This is a genomic window from Pseudomonas sp. PS1(2021), from assembly GCF_020405165.1.
GTDB classification, from domain to species: Bacteria; Pseudomonadota; Gammaproteobacteria; order Pseudomonadales; family Pseudomonadaceae; genus Pseudomonas; species Pseudomonas aeruginosa.
In genome coordinates, this window is record NZ_CP084484.1 from 1159294 (window position 1) to 1181498 (window position 22205).

Sequence of the window (22205 nt, forward strand, 5' to 3'; positions counted from 1 at the left end):
TTCGAACGCAGTCAGGTACGACGATTGACGAATCATAGCCAATACACGTCCGTCATTAAGGGCAGCTTGCGTGTACATGTCCCAGTCCCACTCTATGCGCTAACTCTCAATCAAAGCATTCTCGATCAGTTGGGAGGGTTCTCTCATTGCTCGAAGTCCTTGATGAAATCCCTGCGCGGGGAATTGAATGGGTGCTTGAACGCACTAGCGTGCCCCCTCATGAACTGTTGCCGATAATTTGCTTCCTTAAATTTTGGCTTGTTGGAAGGGTTCAATCTCAGTTCCCATGGCAAGACTATTCTGAAAGTAAAGTATCCACTCTATGGTTGGAATAAATGTATTTGGCTTGAAGGTCAATGTACAGGAAATGCTACAGAGTTAGTTGAAGGCTAGACGCATATTTTATGACTTGTAGTTTGTTTGTAGTAATAATTGCTAACTTAAGGTGAAGGGGGTTGCATGAGTGAGTGGGGCAGGTTTTTCAATGCTATATGGTACTTAACAAAGAGAGGCTTCCATAAACCGGCGCCTTTGTTTTATTTTGTTTCGATTATTTTGGTCGCTGGTGGGGTCGGATTTTGGTTGCCGATTATTAGTGGGAAACCGGCAGATATGAGCTCTGCGGTGACTTACATATTTGCATTACTAGCTGCGGTTGTAGCTGATTTTTTTGCAGCATCTAGGGGGAGTGACTATCTAGGAAGCTGGTCCGATATGGAGAAAGATTTCACGTTTTTTGTTGTTAGCTTGGTTGTGTTTGTGACAGTTTTGGCTGTGGTTGCATCAGTCATTGGTTGTGGTTTCTGGGCGTGGGCTGCAATGGTTATATCCGCGTTACTGGTCTGGTATTTATGGTGGGTCTTGCTAGAGCCACAAAAATTCGGAATACCGCTGAATGAAATAAAAGCAGCAACTATTGGTTCGGTGCAGCCACCTACTGGAGCGGCAGGGAAAACTCTGCAAGAGCTAAAGAATGCAAGAAACAACGAGGCCCACTGACATGATCTCTACTGATTGCTTCTTCGAAGGCGCCGCTCTCCGTGTTAGACAGCCGCTAGGTATGTTTTACGTAATAAGTATATCCGCAGAGAAGCTGCTCCATCTTTGTTATTCAGATAAAGCCGAGCTCAGCGAAGATCGATTTAACGTAACAGGGACTCAGCGAATTGAAGACGAAAAAAGACAGAGAGAGATTTCAGATTTTATAGGTACTGAGGAAGCAGCCTTTCCGAATACGATTATTCTGGGAGCGAACTACGATGAGGATGGGAACTACATCGAATCGGAGATGTCTTGGCGTGTAGAAGAGGATGCTCATGGTTTTTTCAAGCTAATAATACCTTCAAAAATAAAAATGGCATCGATCATAGATGGTCAGCATCGTCTCAGAAGTTTTAGGTATGCAGACCCTGATCGAAGAGAGGACTTCGAGTTGTTATGCTCAGTGTATTTGGATCTACCCATTCCATATCACGCATACTTATTTTCCACGATTAACTTCAATCAGAAAAAAGTCGATAAAAGCCTCGCTTACAATCTCTTTGGTTTTGATATCGAGGCTACTGATCCTAAGGCTTGGGTGCCAGAGACCCTGGCAGTGTCTATAGCAAGAAGATTAAATATTGAGAGTGGCCCACTTAAAGGGGCGATATCTTTAGGCGTTATTGGTGGTGGTGCGGACTCTCAAGAGTTTAAGGTTTCAATGGCAACTATAGTGGATGGGCTTCTAAAGCTATACTCTAAGAGGCCTAAGTCGGACAGATCTAAAATGATGTCTGTTCCTAAGGATAAGAGGGAAAGAATGGCGTTGGATGAAGATGGTTCTCCATTGCGATTCTTGTATCGAGAAGGTTTCGATGAGGTAATATATGAAGTGGTCAGTAATTATTTTGAAGCTGTGAAATTGACTTTTTGGGATGCAGCGGTGCCGGGGTCTTATATTAAAAAGACTGTGGGCGTTCAGGCTCTTTTTGACGTGCTTCTGAAGTTGCTCGACAACTTCGAAAGAAATCTTGATGGTGATGTAGCTGATTTCGTCAAAAAATTAGAACCTGCTGCTAAAGCCGATATTGATTTTGCGGGGGCTCAGGCATCTGGTGCTGGACGGACATTTATCAAGAATCAAATACTAAGCGCTCTCACCTTGTGACAATGTGGGTGCAATTGTAGCTTATATAGCAGTTACGTTCGCCAACTTGTTGTTGTGGCGAACGTTAAATATATCTTGATGTGAAGCCCATCTTGCGAGGCGGGCTTAAATCAATTTTTCATTAATAGCATGGCCACGTCTTTAAGGGAGCGTACATGTCCCATTTTATGTAGCCCTACTTCAATTAGAGAGGCGACATATCTGACGGGGTCCCACTCCAGAGCACTTTGATGCGTGAACTGCCTGAGCAGCGCTTCGTAGATGTCCAAGTGCTCGCCAAATAGAGTAGGAGCATTGAATTCTTGGCCGTCCAAGTCTGACAGGCTGGCATTGCCGAGTCCATTTTCATCAGCCAAGGCGAGCGCAATCGCAAATCGGCTCAGAATATTAGGTGTCAGTCCTGTTTTCGATTTTAGGAACTTCAGTTTCGCTGTGGACGATGCTGAGACTTTAAATTTGTGCGGAAATACGTTCATGCGTCGTGTGCCCACCGCCAGAAATAGCCTTCCTCTGCTTGAGTGGAGCGAGTTTCTGAGTTGTATACCAGATGATAAGAGTGCGAAATACTGCCTTGTAGGCCCTCATAGAAGGCGTAATCAATTTCCGTATCTGTAGATAGAATGATTACTTGGTGACTCGTTTTGGGGAAGTAGTTTTTCACGAGCTTTTTCCGATGAACCGAGTCCAGCCGGCCTAGTGGTGTGTCGATCACAACTGGCAAGCTTCGCCCCGAGGTTCGGGCCAGCGCTTCCAAAATAGAAATCGCAAAGATCTGCTTCTCGCCTGCTGACAGCTCTTCTTTACGGAGTGTCACACCTTCATCGTCAATCAGAAAGACCTCGAAAGAATTTGGATCGATCTTGATGCTAAGATTTCGATCTTCTTTGCGGGCGAGGCCATTGAATGATGTGTAAAACTGCGATTCAAGCTCTTTGAGCTTTTCAATTCGAGCGCGTGTGGAGAACTCTTTCAATACATCTTTGGCGTTTTGTGCAAGTCCGGACAGGCGCTCTTCTTCTTGCGACTCAGCTATTTCTGTGTAGAGATCATCTAACTGGCGTGCATGCACCGATAGACGGGAGAGGAGAGACTTTGCCTCTTCAGCCAATACAGACTTTTGCTCCTCAAGAGCTGATAGCCGTCCCTGTAGTTTTCCTTGTTCGTTAAAAAGTGGGATCAGTACTTTTTCGTCAGGTGCTCTAGCGATATTTTCCCTGGCGGATTCGATTTTGTTATCAACTTCCTGAAGCGTCATCACTAAGCCAGCAGCACGCTGTTGGAGCGAACCTAAATCGTTCTGTAGGCGATGAGTGATACTGAAGCGTTGAGTGTCTGAGAGCTCGTGTACTGAAACTTGTTGTTCACCGCTGTTCGAGACCTCTGAGCCGAAGGTCCGCAGAAAAATATCTTGAAGGGCAGGAAGCTGCTCCTTCGTCATCGCAAACGCAGATTCGACTTCGGCCAGAAAATTGCTTTGCTGGCGTTGTAGGTATTCGGATAGTACTTGCGCTTTTTCCGCGCGTTGCTCAGCGCCTATCTGCGCCAGCAGTTTCTCGTTGAGGCTTTGAGTTATTGCGAAAGGTAGCAAGCCGCTGAGCATGTCATGCAGGGTGTGCTCTATAGCCTTTTTTTCGCTAACTAATGCGTCGAGGTAGACCGTTTCCTCCTGTCTAGAGGCGCTCCAGGCGCCACCGCGTGCATTGATGTTCGCTTCGATATTAACAAGGTTCTTTTTGGCCTCGACAGTATTCACGCGCATGAGGAAAAGCTTTTCGCGTATTTCTGCAAGCTGCACTTTCAGGTCTTTGTAGCTCCGCTCGGCATCGGCAATTTTTTGCTTGCGATCTTCTGAAGCCTTTTTGACCGAACGCCCTCTGACAATAACGGAAAGGTCGGAGTGCAATCTATCAATGAGGTCCAATCCCAGAAGCTTGTTGATCGACTCGCGTAAAGTATCTCCCGATGTTTCTTCGGCAAGACTCGCGATTTTTTCGCCGTCGAAGAAAAATAGCTCAGAAACCCCAATCGGGATCAGTTCGTTGAGAAAAGCTTGTGCCTGATCATAGGAAAGTTCGGTCAGGGTATGTCCGTCCTTTGAAATGATCAGGCCTTCTTTTACCTTGCCAGCGTGATCAACAAACCAATCACGTGTCAGTTGATAGCTCGAAATAACGCCATATTGTGCATAGCGGAAGGTCAGTTCGACAGCCGCTCGCGTAGGCTTGGCGATGCTATTGTGTGCTCTGTGTATGCATTCACGAAGATACTGATGGTACTCGGTAAGCGTAGCACCGGAGCCCAGTACGCCTTTACCGTATAAGGCAAGCTTCAGCGCGCTAAGGATGGTTGTTTTGCCACCGCCGTTTAGACCGCCAAATAAAACGATAGGCGCGTTTTTGCCTCTTTTGATCTTGGGCACCAGATCAAAGTCGTGGGCTCCGCTAAATACGCGAAAATCTAGTACTGAAAGGGAGTCAATAATCATTGTAGCAAGCCATCTATTTCGGCTTTCAGAGATTCGAAAGCAGTCTTGTACGTATCGGTAACTTTAGGTATGGCGCGTCGTTCCATCGCTTCGTCCAATCCACCCCAGTCTTGCTCCAGAACTTTCTGCAGCTCGTCCAGAATGCCTTTTCGACGTGACAGCCCCGAGAACGACAACTCTGTATCGATGAGCTTCATGATCAGCGCTGCTGGAACGCCGCGCTCAGCCTCGAGTGCGTTGAGAATGGCAGCATCTGGTTCAGTAAACGCACCGGCATCATTTTTGATCCATTCAACTGTATCTTCGGGATAAACCTCTCCATAAATTTTAGGGAGCGAGTCAATCCAGTCCGGTTCATTTGGATCCTTGAGCCACTGCTGACGGATCACTTGCAGCTCATCGCGGCCAATCAGCTCAATCTCGCGATCAGTCTCACGAATGCCCTTCTCAATTTCTAAAAGCAGCTTCAGCCATTCGCGGCGATATTTCATCCAGTAGGGACCAGGCACATGCTTGGCGGCGATATTGGAGTCGTCATCGATAGCCCCTCTGGCGAAGGTAACTTTCCCGGTACGACGCTTGTAGTTACGGAATTCAGTCTTATTTTCGGGTAGGGAGCTGGCGTGCAGTTGGTTGCGGAACTGAAGCAGCGGTAACATCCAACTCTCACCACTGTTTACGAGCCCTTCGATCGCTTTGTCGTGTGTCACGACTGTGCAGGTCCAGCATCCGAAACGCGAGTTTCCGCAGGAGGGCGTATTTGTATCGATGACGAGCGGACATTCTCCAGCATTGGAGTCTTTGTAGAGCTCAAAGAGTACTCGGTTGGAGCCACCCCAAGGCCTGGCCGCGCTCATGAGGTATTCCCAGACATCATCAGCGTGCCAAAGCTCAATGGGCATGTAGGTATATGCATTGTGCAAGGTCGTGTGTCGACCGAGTGCAGAACCATCGATTTTGTGGCGTGTGATTACCTGGGCGCGCGTGGAGCTTTCTTCTCGCCTGGAACCGAGCACAACCACGACTTCACCGAAACGAGCGACCTTGTCTTTGATGAACTCGCTCACAGGGTCAATTTTCATTCGCTCAGTACACCAGCGGAATGCTTTGGTCGGGGCAGGGTAGCCCTTACCCAAGAGATTGGCCCAAAACGTCTGATCGACTTCTGGAGTGACAGAGTGTGCTGTCATTGGCAATTGGTCCAGAATCGCCTGGGCATTCACTGAATCAAGCACTTGGCGGATCATGTCTACGACTACAGGGGTTTCCACTCGAGTGTCAGAGGAGACCACGTACACGTGTTTATGGCGTTCCTCTGGCGGCAAGTTTTTCAACGCGTAGTACGTGAGCGAAAGAATTACGGTGGAGTCTTTACCACCGCTAAATCCCACTACCCACGGCCGACTATCGGCCTTGTAAATGCTCTGAAGCTCGCGCACAGCATCCGCTAATGGTCTACCAGCAATGATCGCCTCTCGGACGAAGTCATCGTGTGATGGATAGAGGAATTGTTCATGACTCATTGTTGAGAAAACCTACTTTCTAGCTCTCGTTCAATCGTGGAGAGCGGGACACCAAGCTTCTTCTTGATAAGACTGGCGGTGAGTGTAACGTTCGTGGTGGCTTTAGAGATCCGACCGTGAACCATGGCCCGGCCTTCCCACTCAGGATTGGCCCTGGACCAGTCGACACTTCGCAGCTTGCTGATGGTTTTTTTCCATTCGGACTCTTTGCGGATTATCAGCTCGGCACCGACGAGTCCGATTGCTTGTAGCATTACCCCGTGGGCATGGATGTAGTTGTCTCGTAGCTCAGACGTCGACAGCTCTTTATTTTTTGCCCTGATCCAATCGGGCATCTGGAGAGAAACCTCCTCCCAGAATGACTTCGCGAGCTCTCTCTCGTTCTGCGCGATGATGTCACCCTTTCCTTTTCTCAATAGGACTCGGGACGCATTCTTGATGGCGCTGAGGGTGAAGAGCTTGGAGCTGCGAGGGGATAGGCTGGACTTCTCCAGCTCAGTCATTCTGGAGAAGACTTCTACATTTTTTGCCAGGTACCTAGCCAAGTCAGAAATCTGGTCTCTGTGATCGTAAAGGGTACTGATTGAATTGCTCGGACGAACGGCATGCTTGTTGAGATCAGCGAACATTTGCTGACTGCGATTGAGTCCTTCATCGATAAAGAATAGGACCGGGATATTGTCGTGGCCAAGTTCTGGGTTCTCACGGATCGCCTGCTCGATGGCCGCGCGGCGATGCTGACCGTCGTTAATCAATATCGGAGCTTCCATCGGTATAGTTAGCGTGCCGATGCTCTGCGCAAGGCCAGTGTCGGAAGCAGGGGTGAATTGGACAACGCCATCCACTGATGCCGTGATCGCGGATAGGGTGTAATCGTCGCGATTATCCAGCAAGTAGGCTGAAATTTCTGGGACTCTGGCGAGGTTTAATGTGCGCTGTGCACGCAGGTCTGCTGGCACATTGTCCTCGTTAAAAATGAATATTTTGGGCACAAGGCGCATGGGGCACATTGCAATGTAGCAAGGCCGTCCGGCCTGGATGCCCCTGACGCATGGAAAGGAATGGACGAAAATATTCATGGTTCAGAACGTTTTTTCACTGTGAGTACGTTATTTTGCACATTTTTAACGTACACGCAAGGCGGGCTTGCCTTATGCTGGTCGGCTGGGAGCTTCGGAGCTGGCGCCTCGGTCACCCTAGGGAATCTCCGAACAAGCCTTCAGTTATGCGAGAATCCCCGCAACACCTGATCCGAGCCGCCCATGAGCCAGATGAGCTTTTCCGACTTTGAGTACGCCGGCAAGCGCAAGCAAACCCGCCGAGAGCGCTTCCTCGCCGAAATGGATCAGGTGGTGCCCTGGGCAGGCCTGCTGGAGCTGATCGAACCGTTCTACCCCAAGGCCGGCGGCGGTAGAAAACCCTATCCTCTGGAAACCATGCTGCGCATCCATCTGTTGCAGAACTGGTTCTCCCTGAGCGACCCGGCCATGGAGGAAGCGCTCTACGAAATCACGCCCATGCGCCAGTTCGCACGCCTGACGCTGAGCGCGCCAATCCCCGAAGACACCACGATCATGAACTTCCGGCACTTGCTGGAGAAGCATCAGCTCGCACCGGCAATCCTTGCGGTCATCAATGGTTATCTGCAGGAAAAAGGCCTGTCGCTGCGCCAAGGCACCATCGTCGATGCCACCATTATTCATGCCCCAGCTCGACCAAAAATAAAGAAGGCAAGCGTGATCCCGAGATGCACCAGACCAAGAAAGGCGGTCAGTATTTCTTCGGGATGAAGGCGCACATCGGTGCCGATGTCGAGTCCGGCCTGGTGCATCACGTCCATGGCACCGCTGCCAATGTGGCCGATGTCACGCAGGTGGCTGAACTGCTGCATGGCGAAGAAAACGCCGTGTATGCAGATGCCGGTTACACCGGTGTCGAAAGGCGCGAAGAGCATGAAAATCGGGGGTGATCTGGCAGATTGCAGCGCGTCGCAGCACCTATTCCAAGCTGAACCAGCGCAGCGTACTGTACAAAGCCAAGCGCAAGATCGAGTTCTGCAAGGCTCAGACACGGGCCAAGGTCGAGCATCCGTTTCGCGTGATCAAGCGGCAGTTTGGTTACGTGAAAATACGTTTTCGTGGGCTGATGAAAAACACGGCTCAGTTGACCACGCTGTTCGCCCTGGCAAACCTGTGGAGGGTTCGAAAACAGCTCATGGGTATGGGTGAGGTTCGCGTTTAACACGGAGAACCGGTCGAAAAAGCTCTCCGTACATGATTTTTCGGTCACTTTTCGTCCAATGACGCTGTAGGTGCCTGGAAAATTGCAACTTGCCGCGGCTGCACGACAAGTTGATCGGAGCATCCCTAGCTGCGTAGAAATCATACCTCCACGAAAGTGACCAGTGGTTGGATTCCTAGGTGGCGGATGATGGCCGCCGCGACCTCTGTTCTGCCATCCGTAAGCAATTTACCCTTGGTCTGCTTATAGACATCTCTCCACTGGAAGGTCTGCTGGTTACCGATTTTCTCGATTCTTAAGATCTGTCGCAATACTGAGCGGGCAAATTCGAGGACGAGAGACTTGCTGGGTTTAATGTCGCCGTGGGTGTAATGGAACTTATTCCGCAGATCGATGTAAAACTTACATGACGTGTAGTCGGTGGTGTGCTGTAGATTGAAATGTTTTCCGACTGCTTTGTAAATTGGGCTAAAGCCTAGAACCATCTTTGTATCGAGTGTGTACACATCCGGAAAAGTACCTCTTTTGTCCGTGTAGTTGGTGATGGTAGCATTATGTAAGAATAAGGAGCCTGCCGTGTAGCATTCATAGGCTCGAAAAATGTGCATGAATGCCTTGTTGTAGAGCTGGCGTTGCATGGATAACTCGTAACCCAAGTAGTGCAGTACTGACATCACCTTGTAGACACAAGGAAAGCCGTTCTGGAGGGCCGCGGTGGGGTATGTATTGGATAGATCAGTGGCATTGGTGGGGCGTACCATTAGCAGGCTATTGCAGTAACTAATTAGAGTATCGATAGTGTGCTTAAATATGCTGAACTTTGGTTTGAGGCTGTCTATATGGTCGACAAATGCTTTGAGTTCGTGCAGTTGAAGTCCGTCAAGGTCGGTGCCGAGACTTTTACTCCTCAGCAATATGTCGGACAGGAAGCTGTAGCCAATCAATAATCGGCTAACATGACTGCTTAGTTCGTTGTGTTCCCCGCAGGTCGCTTCAATAGTGTATTTAACAATCGGGTGTAGATGCTGAATGTCGCGAACATAGCGGGTCATGCTCTCGTGATTCGTGATGAAATCCGTACTGCGCAGCTGGGGGATCTCCGATAAGCCCCCCGTATCGAGATCAAATTTAATAAAGCGTCGATCTGCGTCATCTGGTAGATAGACGTGCACCAAGAAATGCTCTGCCGTGGCCAGAACAGTACTGGTTGGAACCAGCAAGCAGCGGGGGCGGATTTGCACCGCAGCATAAATAAACTGTGTAAGGTCGGCCAGCAAGCTGCGAGAGCCAGAGACTATGAGGAACTCAGAATACTCTAAGGTTGCAGCGCATAGCAGCTCCTTGCGAGGTAGGTCAAGGTTGTCTCCGTCCAAGATGGAGAAGAACACGTCCTTACAGTTCGTCATCAAACTCCTCGCTCTTGGAGTAGATAAAGTCCTTAGCTTTCAGGGTGCGAACCAAGTCATTAAAGGAGTCTGTCAGATTTTCGGAGATGAGTGTGCCAACCAGCGTGTCGAACTGAGTTTTTGAAGAGTCACCGCCATATTCCTTCATCTCTCTAGGTTTATCTAGCTCAGCCGCGTACAGTCGCTCGCGCTCAAATGCTGGAAGATTGAAGTTAGTACGGTAGGATTTCTCGAAGACTTTGCGCTTGTCTTCGCGCATTTGGTTGATAAAGCTACCTACTTCTTCTTTGGCTAATTCCGATATTACCTGCTGCTCTTTCGGGTCAGTGGAATCAGTTTTGTCTGCGTTAGATAGCAGGAGTCGAACAATCTGGCGTTTTGCTGATCTGGTTACTTTGATGCGAGAACCACTGAAAATTGTGTCTTGGAGATAAAGGTGCCGTTCATCGAAAAGATCGGATTTTGGAGGGAATGAATTTGCCACAAAAATGGTTATGTAATGGGAAGCTCGTGCCAATGGAATACCATTGGCAATGAATTTCGCGCAAAGGAGGGACCATGCTTCAATCATGGCTTTTTGGAAAATAGTTTTACGCGAAAAGTCTGGTATTGTTCGGTCGATTAATGCTCTCAATTCTTCGCGTACCATCGCATGCATGGCGAGAGCCGGTTTGGACAGGATGTCGTTGAACAGTACATGCCCTTTTACGATAGAAAATAAGTTTTGGTCGTTACGACGCTCGCGCCTGAGCTCCTCCTCGGTAGTGGCAAAGTAGTTTTTGAATTGGGTGCAGTACTCAGCATAGAAGGGGGTGCTGAAGAACATTTCAACTAGTGCTGGAGTGATGGATTCGTTAACAAGAGAAACAAGACGAGCGCGATGGCGAGATAGGAAGTCACGCCATGGGAAATACTCTGGTGCGCTTTTTTCTTCGTCATACTCGTCGGAGCCGAAATCAAACTCGCTAGATTGCCTATCAATGCCCAAAATAGCAGCCAACAGCTTGACGCCATTTTTGGTTTTAAAGAGCTCCTCGAAGGCGCTGTTAATAACCCCAATGCTGGTCAGGGTGTGTTCACGAGAGATCTCTAATGATTGTTTGTGGTTTTTCGTGTTCCATTCGATTAATCCGAGACCCTCCCCATCCTTCTGTTCTAGAACTGCTTTGCAGAACTCTCGGCAAATGATGGAGCCTAAGGTTTGCTCCGAAAGCAAAGTAAGAAAATGCCCGCTGACACGTTCTACAGTTGAGTTTACATCGACGAAGAGATGTCGAAGTACCTCTGGGACTTTAGGTTGTGTGTCGCGATTACTCTCAATCGAGTTGGGTGGATAGACTAGGCAGATAGGTAATGTTAGGTCTTTTACCAAATCTCTGTGACTGGCTCGCAATGCGTTTAATGCAAATAGTCGATGCTGCCCGTCAATCACCACAAGTCTTGCGCCCTTCACTCCGTTGGGGGTGATATTTACTTGGATTTTTGCATTGTCTACTGTGATCGCTACAGGGTGGTCCCCATCGCCACAGGAAAATACTCTAGGCTCTTCTTGGTCGACTTGGTAGTTTGTGACTTTCAGAACACCTGGCCACTCTCTGGTATGTAATGTTCCGATGTCGTCAATATCAGAGCTGAATGATGATACTGGATAATAATCTTCGAGGCGTTTATCTTGGTCAACATAGACGACGCCCACTAATAGTGGGGGTAAAAAGACGACGTCCTTTTGAACGCCTTCCTCCTTCGCCAAGTACTGACTGATTTCGGCAATGGCTCGTTCCTCGTCAATGTCGCGCTGGATTAAGTAGTCAAAATTTAGGTCGGTGTTGACGTCTTTGGCGTAGGATAGATACGAAAGCTCATCTATCTTGAAAGATGTCATCAAATATTCTATTGGGACGGATCCGTTGGTTTTGAATATTCCGAAAGCGCCATCCTTTTCAAATTCGTATCGGAAAGGTGCCGCAGTTTGTCGTCTGGTCATAGTAAACCTTAAATTAGTTAGTAAGTTTAATTCTTTCCGGTAAGCATTGGGTGCTATCCTGGCTGACCGCGGTACGCGCTTTGATGGAGATGGATTGAGCTCCAACGGGGTTGGGCGGCAGATAGCGGATACGGGAGGCCGTAGTCTCTGACAGCTCAAGGTGCCTTCTATGTGCTTCCTGCGCCAACACCTATCTCCTTCGATTGTCAATCGGGGATGCCTTCTTCGTGGATGAGGCGAATCTTACCTTATATCGAGCATTTGTTTGCACCTCCTCTATGGTGTCCGCTTGCTGCGTTTTGTGGTTCTCCGGCGACGGCTCATCGAGATTCAGGGCCATGAGAGGCGCTGCCTAAGGCGGCGTGCCGGCCCATCTGCCGCTGAGGCTAGGTTCAAATGACACTTCGATTTCAGTTAAACCCCAACCTCAGGCTCAGCAATTCTTTGGATAACGACCTCGAAGCCATGACCTGCGCGGCTAAGGAGAAGGCCCTTGTGATCTGCAGCAAGCGGATTAGTGCCCTCAGCGGCCACAACAATGATGAGCAGAAGCGCCCGATTCGTAGAGGAGCGACTCGGAAGGCAGGTTGTCAAGGCATCAACGCTAAGAAAGGATTATTAACGGGAAGGTCACTAGGAATTGTGCTGGCGTCGATTAGCAAGTAACCATTCACTGAGCTGGTGTTGCGTGGGCCTTTAACTTTACAGGTCCAGATATTCAGGCCATTGGACTTTTTCAGATGAACATTCAGTTTTTCAAATTGACGTTGGAGAAGTCGCCAGGCTTCGCTTTGAGTATCTGTTTTGGTCAACTCTGGATGCTCGGCCACGTAGCGTTGGAAAATACCTGGCGTGACCAGAAAAAAAGTACCGTCCACCGTATGGACGTTGGCCTTGCTGTCGTTGATCACTAAGCGATGGCTGTGAACTCCCTCGCGCAGCCACTCGAGAAAGGCCAGCCCCTCGGCAACCTGTGGTGGAGCAGTGGCGGATTGCGTCTTCTCAACGGCTGATCCACTCTCGCGTTCGCCCGGCACTTGCAACATGTCCATGAGGTCGTCGAGGTAGTCGAATTCCTGATCTCGCAGCACCGCGACGGGTTGATTGATTTTTGGTGCCGCTGGATGCCGATCCGGAGACGGCTCATTGGTTTCACCAGTCGGTAGGGAACCGTCTATTATCGGCTCAACCTTGCCCCTAAAGCAGTCTGGTCGGGGGGCATCGGCCCAGATCAGGCTCGGTTGCAGGCAGAGAAAAGTAAAGCGATGTTGCCAGTCATCGTCTGTTACGTTGGCATTCCATACCGCTCTGCCCTCAGGTGTCGCGTCTACCAATCCATGTGATTGCAGCTCATCGAACAAGGCGATATTGGAGGAGGGGATGCCGTCCACCGCCTGAGCGAGCAGGTAGGCGCGCAATTTGTCGGTGGCGGTCTTGCTGACCAGCCACAGATGATCCTCGGTGAGCCAGCCGGTCGCGCCGGGCTGATTGAGCTTGAACTCGTTTTTGACCAGGTGGCGCAGGCCTGTGAGCAGGTGATTTTGTAGTGAGTGTTTAGGTGCCTGCAGAGCCTTGGTAGGGTTGGCGCCGATGTTCTGCGCGGTGGACACCCGGTCAGCTTGCAGCACCAGTTCCCCGAGGGTACCCGCGTGCTCGTAGTGGTTGGCCAGTAGAAACAGTAGGTGTCCCCACAGGATTGGATAGTTGCTGAGCCAGTCAAGCTGACGGGATGTCAAAACTTGCGTGTACAGTAGCCCGGTGGCGGCGCCGTGTAGCTTGTAGTCACGACCGGCCACGTAGCGAAAGCGGTAGGGCTGGGTCAATGGACCGTGCCAGGGGTGCCACACCTCACCATTCTGATACTCCACCTGCACGTCGACGGCAATTTTGCCAATGTCGTGGAGCAGGGCGCCGTAGGCAATCGCCGCGCTCCAGGCATCGGCCTGAGCAGCCTGGTCTTCCGGCGCGGCGCCGTTGGGTAGCAGGTACGACTGGCGCAGCTTCAGGCTGCAGGCCACCAGTTCCAGTCCATGGTCCAGCATACCGCCTGGATAGGCATGGTGGTGGCTTTCGCTGGCGGGGAGTTGCTGTACATAAGCGGCATAGCGGCGGATCGGGTCAAGGTAGAGCTGATCGAACTGCGGCTCGGAGAGCGCCGTGTATTGCCAGATGTGCTCCAGCAGCTTTTTCCGGTGGTCGGCACACAGCAGGGATTCAGCGGGGAGTGGGAGGAAAAACCCCTCGGGCGCTAGGGCGGGTGTGGACTGCGCGGAATTGCCTTTTTGATGTTTGAACCACCAGCGCTTCATCGCATTACCTGCTTTGCATTCAGAAGGTCCTTTTGCCTTTTCGGATAGAGCTCTTACCCTTGTGCCCCCTTCCATTGCTGCCGTTACCCTTTACCCTCTAGGCCCTTTTCGCGAACGCGTAAATTCGAAGCCTGGCGCATCGGGTTACGTGTGGTGCGGGAATGGCCTGTCCTTTTTTCGGGAGGTAGACTGTTCGGCACTATTTGGGGGGAGGTAGCCTGATGACGTTGAACGATGCCATTTTAATCGTGCTACTGGCCGACCGGATTCATGGGACCGATGCTGCCATTCGATCAGCAGCCAAGCGCTGTGCGAAACAGCTGCCACGTAGTCAGCGCGATATGCTTTTCAAAATCGGCAACAGTGCTGCACCTCGTAAACTAGTGGGCCACCTTCGCCAGTTCTTGCCGGACTGATTAGTCACATAGATATGTGCACATTTTGAGGGATTAAAAGTTAGCTGAAGAGCGAATTAACGCTCGGCTAGTAGTTGTGCCTCAGGTAATATCACCACACATGCCCCAACCCTAGGAAAGATTTCACATGTCCAAACTTGCCGAATTCAAAGCACTGGAAGCTCAACTGGCTGCTCAACTTCAACAGCTGGACGCGATGAAAAACGATTCCGGCCTGAAGCAGGAAATCGAGTTCGAACAAAAGCTCAAGGCCTTGCTGGATGAGTACGGCATGAACCTGCGCCAGGTCATCACCATTCTCGACCCGTCCAAGGGTGTGAGCGTGGCCACCTCCAGCGCCGCCACCGGCGCTCAGCGCAAGCCGCGTGAAGTCAAACGCTACAAGCACCCGCACAGCGGCGAGATCGTCGAAACCAAGGGCGGCAACCACAAGATCCTCAAGCAGTGGAAGCAGGAGCACGGCTCGGATGTCGTCGAGAGCTGGCTGCAGTAATCGCTCGCTCAATTGCAGCGGCCGATGGTCGGCGTTGCAGGCAAAACAAAGGCCCCGGTTGGGGCCTTTCTGTTGAAGGTGAAAAGTCACGCTGTGAGCCGTTCCGTTGCCTCGGTAGCCTGATCTGGCAGCAGCGCCAACAGGAACTCGGACGCCTCACGGGCCAGCCCACTTGCGCGGAAGATGGCCCGCTTATCTTCCTTGAGTATCTTCAACCAGGACGCCAGATACTCCTCGTGGCGCAGCTCGCCCTGGGTGCCGGTGAGGGCGCAGAGAAATGCTGCACCCATCTCGGCGACCAACTCCTCGAAGGCGTACGCTGCAGAGCTGAATCCATGCCCGCCAGTGATGCCTTCCCGGTTGAGGCGGGCGTGGTGACCCGACCAGTGCGTCAGCTCATGCAGCGCGGTCGCGTAGTAGCTGCCGACGTCCACGAACTGGGCCTTGGTGGGCAATTGAATGAGATCCCGGATCGGTAGATAGAATGCGTCATCCCCAGAGCGATGCTCGATACGTGCGCCGCTGGCGGCCAACAGACGCTCGGCAGGTGCATGATCGATGAACGCCAGCGGTTCTTCACCCTCGGCGTGCTGCTGTTCCTCGTTGGGAAGTCCCTCAGTCTGCTCGATGTTGAACAGGCAATGCGTCCGAAGTAGCGCGAATTGCACCATCTTGACGTTGCCTTGCTCATCACGGACGACCTGACCGTCTTCGTCGTGTGCTTCCTTGCTCATGGGTTTGTACAGCACCGCGAGGGTCGATTGTTCGCCCTTGCGCACGTGGCCACCGGCTTTGCGGGCCTGGTTGTAGGTGAGCCAGCGATCCTGGCGGTACCCGCGCAGACGCGCTTCGGCCCACAACAGTGGAATGTTGATGCCGGCGTAGGGGCGCCGGGTGATCGCGTTGATGGGGAAAGGTGCGTCAGCACTGGAGCCTGAAGTGGTCCAGGGTTTGATCCACGGGATGACCCCTTGGCTCAGGGCGCTGACAATCTTGTTGGTGACGTCCAGGTAGATATCGGACATGACGTTCTCCAGTCAAAGAGGGGAACGCTGCCCGGCCGGGAAGGGTTCCCGGTGGGGTAAGTGGGCAGGGGTAGTGCGGACTTTCAGGCCGGTGAGATGTCCACACCGATCTCATGTGGCAACCTGATGTGAAGAAAAACAGGGCCGGTCGCTGGCGTGATGTGACTTACCAGTAACTGAGGGGCAGCCGTCGATGAGCGTGAGTCGCTTTGGGAAGCTTGACCGAACAGCAACTCGAGCGACTGGCGCAAGTGGCAACGGTCTACCGATTCAAGGGCGATGCCCAAGACGGCTTGCAAGCGCTGCCCTGATTGATCGACTGCGTCAGTAGCCGTACGAACCTCGGCGATGAATTGCCATACGCCTGGGCTCAGGACAATGGCGGGCAAGGAGCGGTTCTTCCTGGACACTGGTGCCTCCCGGGAGCTGATCCGGCGATGGCTTCACGAACAACTTGGGGAAGTCCCATCACCACAACTCACACTGTGGACTGGGCGTGTCTAGGCATTAAAACGCGCTTGCCTGTGGGGTCAATGCCCAATTTAGGGCACCGAGCAGGTCAAGTTTCCAGCCGCTTCCAGCGAAGGCTTTCTATTCGAAACTTCTAGATGAACGGCGGCTGCCGGCGTAAAGATTGAAGTGAGCGATATCCCAGAGAAGCACAAACTCGTGCTTCCCTGGAACATCGCCTGGGTTACTAGAGCGTTCAGGATTTCCCGGGCAGGGCAACCTCGGCAGCGATGTACAGGTGGGTAGAGGTGGCCTCCAGCACCAGCGATCCTGCTGTTTTGCGAAGACTGGCGAGCACAGGATCATCAATGTCGAAATACTCGGCAAAATCATCGCCGCCGAATTCATCGCGAGCCCGATTCCACCAAGTGTCGAAGTCGTCGACCTCAGGGTTGCATCCAGTGGCGTAGGCCACGCGTTTACGGCCGTTGCCATCTGGTTTGCTTTCGCCTATCTCGGACATTAGGTAAACACCGTGGTCCTTGACCAGTATCACTCTGCAACCATTGATACCGGCCTCGGCCAACACGGCGTGAAGCTCAGTGCCTGTAAAACGCAGCATGATGAGATCCTCCAGAAGGTGCGGAGGAATGCCACCCGACTGGGAGAATTCCCAGCACTGGAATGGATTGAGTAGGGTGCGTTGAGGATGCGGGCTCGCTGAGCCCGAAGGGTTAGAAGGCGTCCATCACCGGGTTAAGGTGATCTTGCGAGCTGCCGAACGCGAATCGCATTTGGGGACAACCATCACAAGCGTGACGTAGCCTCAAAGGTTATGGCTACCTGGGGTGCTGGAAAACCAGCGATTGCACTTACTCAATATCAGGCAAGCTGGGTGTGGTCAACGGTGGGCCAGATGCAGATTTAGGGTTCGTGTCCATATTGGTCCAAGGCGATGTTTTAGTCCGCTGCTGAACGATGAGCGGTGCTGTTCGTGGGTAGGAAAGGAGTAGACTAAAATCTTGGATCCAACGGGCTATCAGCCTGTGGAGGTGTGAGATGAAGCAGGTCCCTAGTCATTCATTTTCAGGCCGTTTGGGGTTTGGCCTTGGTAAAGTCTGGCGAATTTTGATCTCCAAGATAGTTAGCTCTCAAAGCTCGCCTCAACGTCCACGTAGTCATTTTTTGGTGATGGCAGGTGGAAAGTTGCTTTGCCTGCTTGGTCTTGCTGCCGTCGCCCTCACTTTTTCTTTGCTGATCATCACAAACTTGGTAGTTACTTTGATTCGCAGTTGGTGGGACACCGCCGAACGTATAGCAAATCGAGAAGAATCAGTCCCAGATGCGTTGGGTGCTGACCTCTATATCGGCGATTACGATAGCAATGGCCATTACATAGGCGACTTTAAGTCACCTGATTGATTTCTTGCCTGCACTCGTCAGTTGCGCTGTGCCTTTGCTTGCGGCGTCGGTTGCATTCTTGCCCCCGCTTGCCAACATGCTCTGGATCCCGTTACCAACGGCATAGCCTCCCCAGCTCATGGTGCCCACGAACAAAGCTGGCAAGACAATGAACATTGCGCCCATCACGTACTCGATCACCTGCGCGGTTACCGTCCCATCCATGAACCCAGCCGTTGGCAATGTTAAAAGCGCCTGGTCCGTGGCAGAGACCTGGTGGTACAGCGTGTCCAGCATGCTCGAGTCTATCCAGCGGGCGAGCTCCCACCAGAACGTCAACATGTGCAGGGTGAACAACGCAAAGGTGATCGTCATCAGCGCCTTGAGTTGGTAGGTGCTGATCAGCAGCACCAGCGGTAGGCAGATGATCGTGCCCATGATCAGGAAGGCCTGCACCATGGGCAATGCAGCGCGCAGCGCATTCATCGCCGGGAAACTGCTGAAAGAGCCCAGGGCCAGGCCGGTGTTGGTGGCGAGATTGTTGAGCCCCTGGGTCAATGAGCCGCCTCGGGCACTGCTGCCGTAGTCCTGAAACACCTGACCAGGCGCCATGCTCAATGACTGCTGGCGCGGGCTCACTAGCTCACGCAGGGTGGCATCTTCGATTTCGGCGGAGCTCCGCCCGGTCAGCCAGCCGCGCAATTGCGTGAGCAGATTCGGATCGACCTCAGCGACCAGGCGATCGCGTAACCCGACTGTGGCATCGCTCCACCACTGCTTGCAGGTTGGGTAGCCCGCACCGTTGTCCAGCCGGGGCAGGGAGGTGTCCCGCGTCTCGTCATATGGCCAATCAACCCGGGGCGTGCGCGAGCGATCCGTGTCGTAGTAGCCCGGTGTGTCGAGCAGATACGTTGAACCAATCCAGGACGCATCGTAGCTCTGCGACTCGTCCAGCTCAGGGCGGTTGGTAAACAGCCGCGAGCGCGAGAAACCGTAGCAGTCGCGGGTGAAGTCGGCGACCTCCTGTAGCAGCATTTGGTCGTTGATCCGCGAGCTGTCGATCTCCATGCGCATCGCGCGGATGTCGGGTGCGCAAGGGATGGACGCCGTGGCAGCGGCGGTGACGCCCTTGCTCATGGCATGTACTAGGTACCACCACACCGGCACATTCGCCGATTTCTCGCCGATGGTGTTGAAGGTTGTTCCCCAGGCCGTGTCGGCGGGTTTGGCCATAGACACGCCACAGCGCTGGCTCGCCGCATCGTCGAAGGTCACGGAGGAAAGGTTCAACGGGAAAAACGGTATGCAACCAAACAGGATGACGACGTAGCTCATCCACAGCCGGTTCTCGACGCGGGGGATCGACAGCAAGCCCTTGTTGCCCTCGTCGGCCCCCTGTTGGCGGGCGGATAACCACTCCTGCAGGATGATCGCGCCAAACGGCGCGGCGAACAGCCCGGTGTCCGCCAGCGTGTTCCAGATGCCGTTGTTGATGATCCAGGCCAGCAGCGACAGGTAGTATTCGAGGTAGCTGTTGGTGCTCATGTTCATGGCTGCACCTCACACGCGCGACAGTTCGACCAGGATGATCGAGCCGAAGCCGATCAGGCCCAAGCGCAATAGCCGTTGCTGCTCTTCCGGGTGCGGCCGCAAGCGGAGTGCTGCGGTCCAGCCGGCGAAGATCAGGACGTACAGCAGGGCTCGCCAGTAGGCGAAATAGGGCGTGCTCCCCCGGGCGTTCTCGAACCAATCCAGCTGGGCGCCGCTCAGCTGCAGCGCCATTCCGGCAACCAGCAACATGACCATCATGACGCCGAGGATCAGCAGGCCCCGAACGACCGAGCTTTTCACAGAAAACCGCATCATGGCGTGCTCCTTCCCTGATCCGCTCGCTGCAGGCGGTCTGGGCGTGGATCGCGCTGGTCGATATTGCGTGAGGCATCAGCGCCACCGGCGTGGCGATCGAGGACCAGGCTGGCAGTGTTGGTGGCCAGCGCTTGGCGCACTTGCAACTCCGTTTGCAGCAGGCGGATCTCACGCTCCAGCGTTTCGACGTTACTGTTGAGGGCGGTGGTGGCAGGCTGCGTCGACGCGACATTGGGTTCACGGCTACCGGCGAGCAATGTGCGCTGCAGCAGCATCGCTTTGTAAATCACGCTCGACAGCGCGGTCTCGCTGGCCAGGCGCCGGGCCAGCAGGTTCTGGTCGGGGTCATCGCGCAGGCCTTCGATGACACCGCGGGAGACCTGCAGCAACGGGCTGGAGACTTTGCCGAGGTTTTCTGGCGTGGGCTCCTCAGCGCCCGACAACATGCGCTGCAAGCCTTCGAGGTGTTGGGTGTAGGTTTCCTGGATCAGTGGCGTGAGGCCTACACCCGCGCTCACGCGCAGCGTCTCGCAATCGTCGCAGGTCTCCACCTCGGTTTCGCCGAGCACCCGGGTTGCCCACTCAGCCGCCTCTTCGGGGTTCGACCAGGCCTGGCAAATCGCGCCGTTTTGACAGCCCGAGCCAACCGCGGAAGTGTCCTCGACCGAACGGTTGTGCAGCAGGTTGTAGCCTGCTTTGACCACATCCGAGGTCACTCGGATGGGTGCCTGCCCGTGGCCACCGGCTTTCTGCCCACCCACCCAGCTAACGCCGTTGTTGCCGTTATTGGATTCGGTGTCTTTCACTGCGGTTACGGCATCACCGTCGGACTGCTCCAGGTTGTGCTGCATTTCCTGGTTCTGCGCCAGAGCTCCCCAACCGGCCTGATCCACCTTGTCAGCCATCTTCGCCGCCATCGCCTGGCAGGTGAGCTTGGAGCGGTCGAAGTCGATGCGCCCCTGGAGAACGCCGTTGCTCAGCAGCTCATACAGCCCGGGGTTGGCGCGCTGGATGATCATTGCCGGCAGCGACATCACCGCCTGAGTGGCGTTCTGGATGACGTTGCCCATGATCTGCTGGAAGCCCTGGGTGGCCCCATTGAGCTGGTTCTGCAGGGTGTTGGAGAGGTTCATGTTTCCGCACATCATGTTCGCGCGCCAGGACAGGCCGACGCCTAGTCCGCTGGGGCGGTAGAGCGAGGAGGGCGCGCCCGCCGCCGATCCGCCACCGATGGTGTACATCACCCGGTCGTCCAACACCTGGGCCTGATCGCCCAGGTGGTAGCCACTCTCGGCGGCGTGGCCAGCGGCGCACACGAAAAGACAGACCAACCCGAACGAGAGGGTGTTCATCACTGGCCTCCATCAAAGTCGATGCTGAGCAGAAAGGTCTGGCCCATGCGTTGGCAGCACTTGTACGGGCGCCAAAGTGACCAGGCGTAGGCGCCATCGGTACTCTGGATCGTCGGGGTCGGGAAGATGGCGCAGGTGGTCTGCATCATCGGTACGAGCAACTGCCAGCGGTGATTGTTTATGTTGTTCTCCATCACCGGCTGCGGCGGCCAATAGCCGGGCGCTGGCATCGGCTGCAGTGGCAGATACACGTGTGGCTGACCAACGCGGGTGATGAAGTCGCTGGCTCGCTGCGCCATCACCGCAGAGGCCTTGAAGTCGTCGGGCTGTACCAGGAAACCCTGCCGCGGGTAGACGCTGCCCCACATGTTGCCGAGGGCTTGGCTACCGATCTCGCGCATGCCCGGAATGAGCGCCTGCTGGTACATGGACTCGGGGATGGCTTGGCGCCAGGCCAGCGGATCGAGCGTGCTGAGGTAGTAGGGCGCAAGCGGCACCGCCCCGCTCGGACACGCATAGCCGAAACTGTGGGCCAGGGTCGTCAAGGCAGCGCCGCCGGGATGCCCGATGCCGTCGACATTCTTGAATCGGAGCAGGTTGTCGCGCTGCGGTGAGGGCGTGATCAGGTTGCCCCCGCCTTGCGACAGGAGTGTGGGCGCCGACAAGGCAGACATCTCGCCCCAGGGGTTGTTGCCGGTGTCGGAATAGCTCGACACCACCAGCTCGGGAATGAAGTGACCGACCTTGGGCGAGGTTCGCACTGTGCAGCCGAAAGGCGTACACAGCAGCCAGTAGCAGATCCCGACGACGCGGTACTCCAGGCACTGGAGTGAGGTGACGGAGGCAATGATGGCGGGGGTGGTCAGCGCAAGGCACTGCTCGGCAGCCGTGAGCAACGCGATCGCGAGGAAGGCGCGACCTCGGCCAGGTTTGCTCGGCTGTGGTGTTCGGCATGGGACATTCAGGTTCATCGGCAGCGCTCGGCAAAGGGCAACGGTGTGCATCCATGCGCCGAGTTGCAGCATCGCGGATCAGGCAGAGGAGAGGGATGGACAAATCGAGACTCGGACGTTCGGTTTCTTCGGTCGCCAAGGTGAGGCTGCGG

The 22205-nt window shown here is 53.6% G+C and carries 18 protein-coding genes and 1 pseudogene; 6 read left to right on the forward strand and 13 right to left on the reverse strand.

All coding sequences use genetic code 11. The features are described 5' to 3' along the window. The first annotated feature begins 459 nt into the window (after positions 1–459). A complete protein-coding gene (locus LE197_RS05780) occupies positions 460–999 on the forward strand; it encodes a hypothetical protein (RefSeq protein ID WP_226033867.1) in 540 nt (179 codons plus the stop codon). A gap of 1 nt (position 1000) precedes the next feature. Next, positions 1001–2149 carry a DGQHR domain-containing protein gene (locus tag LE197_RS05785; protein ID WP_226033868.1) on the forward strand — a complete coding sequence of 383 codons (1149 nt, stop codon included), beginning with the start codon at positions 1001–1003 and terminating at the stop codon, positions 2147–2149. Between the two features lie 110 nt (positions 2150–2259). On the opposite strand, the gene LE197_RS05790 is transcribed toward LE197_RS05785, so the two are convergent. Genes LE197_RS05790 through dndB form a run of 4 tightly spaced genes read right to left on the reverse strand, consistent with a single transcriptional unit; the run spans position 2260 to position 7236 of the window. Then, the gene (locus LE197_RS05790) at positions 2260–2625 is read right to left on the reverse strand and encodes a DndE family protein (RefSeq protein WP_226033869.1); all 366 of its coding nucleotides are present in this window, start codon (positions 2623–2625) and stop codon (positions 2260–2262) included. Continuing rightward, positions 2622–4634 carry a DNA sulfur modification protein DndD gene (gene dndD / locus LE197_RS05795; protein ID WP_226033870.1) on the reverse strand — a complete coding sequence of 671 codons (2013 nt, stop codon included), beginning with the start codon at positions 4632–4634 and terminating at the stop codon, positions 2622–2624. The genes LE197_RS05790 and dndD overlap by 4 nt, the downstream gene beginning before the upstream one ends. Continuing rightward, positions 4631–6157, reverse strand: coding sequence for a DNA phosphorothioation system sulfurtransferase DndC (gene dndC / locus LE197_RS05800; protein ID WP_226033871.1), 1527 nt, complete (start codon positions 6155–6157; stop codon positions 4631–4633). The genes dndD and dndC overlap by 4 nt, the downstream gene beginning before the upstream one ends. Further along, a complete protein-coding gene (gene dndB / locus LE197_RS05805; protein ID WP_226033872.1) occupies positions 6154–7236 on the reverse strand; it encodes a DNA sulfur modification protein DndB in 1083 nt (360 codons plus the stop codon). The genes dndC and dndB overlap by 4 nt, the downstream gene beginning before the upstream one ends. Before the next feature lie 183 nt (positions 7237–7419). On the opposite strand from dndB, the pseudogene LE197_RS05810 reads away from it, so the two are divergent. Then, positions 7420–8398 (forward strand): annotated as a pseudogene (locus LE197_RS05810) (IS5-like element ISPa41 family transposase). A gap of 140 nt (positions 8399–8538) precedes the next feature. Here the strand turns inward: LE197_RS05810 and LE197_RS05815 are convergent. From LE197_RS05815 to mobH, 3 genes are all read right to left on the reverse strand, one after another. Beyond that, on the reverse strand, positions 8539–9804 hold the full coding sequence (locus tag LE197_RS05815; RefSeq protein ID WP_226033873.1) for a hypothetical protein: 1266 nt from the start codon (positions 9802–9804) through the stop codon (positions 8539–8541). Further along, the gene (locus LE197_RS05820; RefSeq protein ID WP_226033874.1) at positions 9791–11686 is read right to left on the reverse strand and encodes a hypothetical protein; all 1896 of its coding nucleotides are present in this window, start codon (positions 11684–11686) and stop codon (positions 9791–9793) included. The genes LE197_RS05815 and LE197_RS05820 overlap by 14 nt, the downstream gene beginning before the upstream one ends. A 692-nt stretch (positions 11687–12378) precedes the next feature. Next, positions 12379–14097 carry a MobH family relaxase gene (gene mobH / locus LE197_RS05825; RefSeq protein ID WP_226033875.1) on the reverse strand — a complete coding sequence of 573 codons (1719 nt, stop codon included), beginning with the start codon at positions 14095–14097 and terminating at the stop codon, positions 12379–12381. A gap of 221 nt (positions 14098–14318) precedes the next feature. On the opposite strand from mobH, the gene LE197_RS05830 reads away from it, so the two are divergent. After that, positions 14319–14513, forward strand: a complete 195-nt coding sequence (locus LE197_RS05830) for a hypothetical protein (RefSeq protein WP_096426394.1) — start codon at positions 14319–14321, stop codon at positions 14511–14513. Between the two features lie 127 nt (positions 14514–14640). Then, on the forward strand, positions 14641–15006 hold the full coding sequence (locus LE197_RS05835; protein ID WP_096426393.1) for a histone-like nucleoid-structuring protein, MvaT/MvaU family: 366 nt from the start codon (positions 14641–14643) through the stop codon (positions 15004–15006). Positions 15007–15092: 86 nt separating this feature from the next. Here LE197_RS05835 and LE197_RS05840 read toward each other — a convergent pair whose 3' ends face one another. Together LE197_RS05840 and LE197_RS05845 are read right to left on the reverse strand one after the other, a co-directional pair. Further along, positions 15093–16031: an ArdC family protein gene (locus LE197_RS05840; RefSeq protein ID WP_226033876.1), complete on the reverse strand. Its 939-nt coding sequence runs from the start codon at positions 16029–16031 to the stop codon at positions 15093–15095. A gap of 706 nt (positions 16032–16737) precedes the next feature. Continuing rightward, positions 16738–17103, reverse strand: a complete 366-nt coding sequence (locus LE197_RS05845) for a DUF3085 domain-containing protein (RefSeq protein WP_096426390.1) — start codon at positions 17101–17103, stop codon at positions 16738–16740. A 437-nt stretch (positions 17104–17540) separates the two neighbouring features. On the opposite strand from LE197_RS05845, the gene LE197_RS05850 reads away from it, so the two are divergent. Continuing rightward, entirely contained in the window at positions 17541–17903 is a 363-nt protein-coding gene (locus tag LE197_RS05850) for a hypothetical protein (protein ID WP_226033877.1), read from the forward strand. On the opposite strand, the gene LE197_RS05855 is transcribed toward LE197_RS05850, so the two are convergent. From LE197_RS05855 to LE197_RS05870, 4 genes are read right to left on the reverse strand one after another with little or no spacing between them, the layout of a single operon-like run. After that, positions 17892–19433, reverse strand: a complete 1542-nt coding sequence (locus LE197_RS05855; RefSeq protein WP_226033878.1) for a conjugal transfer protein TraG N-terminal domain-containing protein — start codon at positions 19431–19433, stop codon at positions 17892–17894. The two genes, LE197_RS05850 and LE197_RS05855, sit on opposite strands and share 12 nt — an antisense overlap. A gap of 9 nt (positions 19434–19442) precedes the next feature. Next, on the reverse strand, positions 19443–19748 hold the full coding sequence (locus LE197_RS05860) for a hypothetical protein (RefSeq protein WP_226033879.1): 306 nt from the start codon (positions 19746–19748) through the stop codon (positions 19443–19445). After that, positions 19745–21100 (reverse strand): integrating conjugative element protein, encoded by a 1356-nt coding sequence (locus LE197_RS05865; RefSeq protein WP_226033880.1) that lies wholly within the window; start codon positions 21098–21100, stop codon positions 19745–19747. Before LE197_RS05865 ends, LE197_RS05860 begins: the two co-directional genes overlap by 4 nt. Beyond that, entirely contained in the window at positions 21100–22071 is a 972-nt protein-coding gene (locus tag LE197_RS05870; protein ID WP_226034099.1) for a TIGR03756 family integrating conjugative element protein, read from the reverse strand. The genes LE197_RS05865 and LE197_RS05870 overlap by 1 nt, the downstream gene beginning before the upstream one ends. Positions 22072–22205 lie beyond the last annotated feature (134 nt).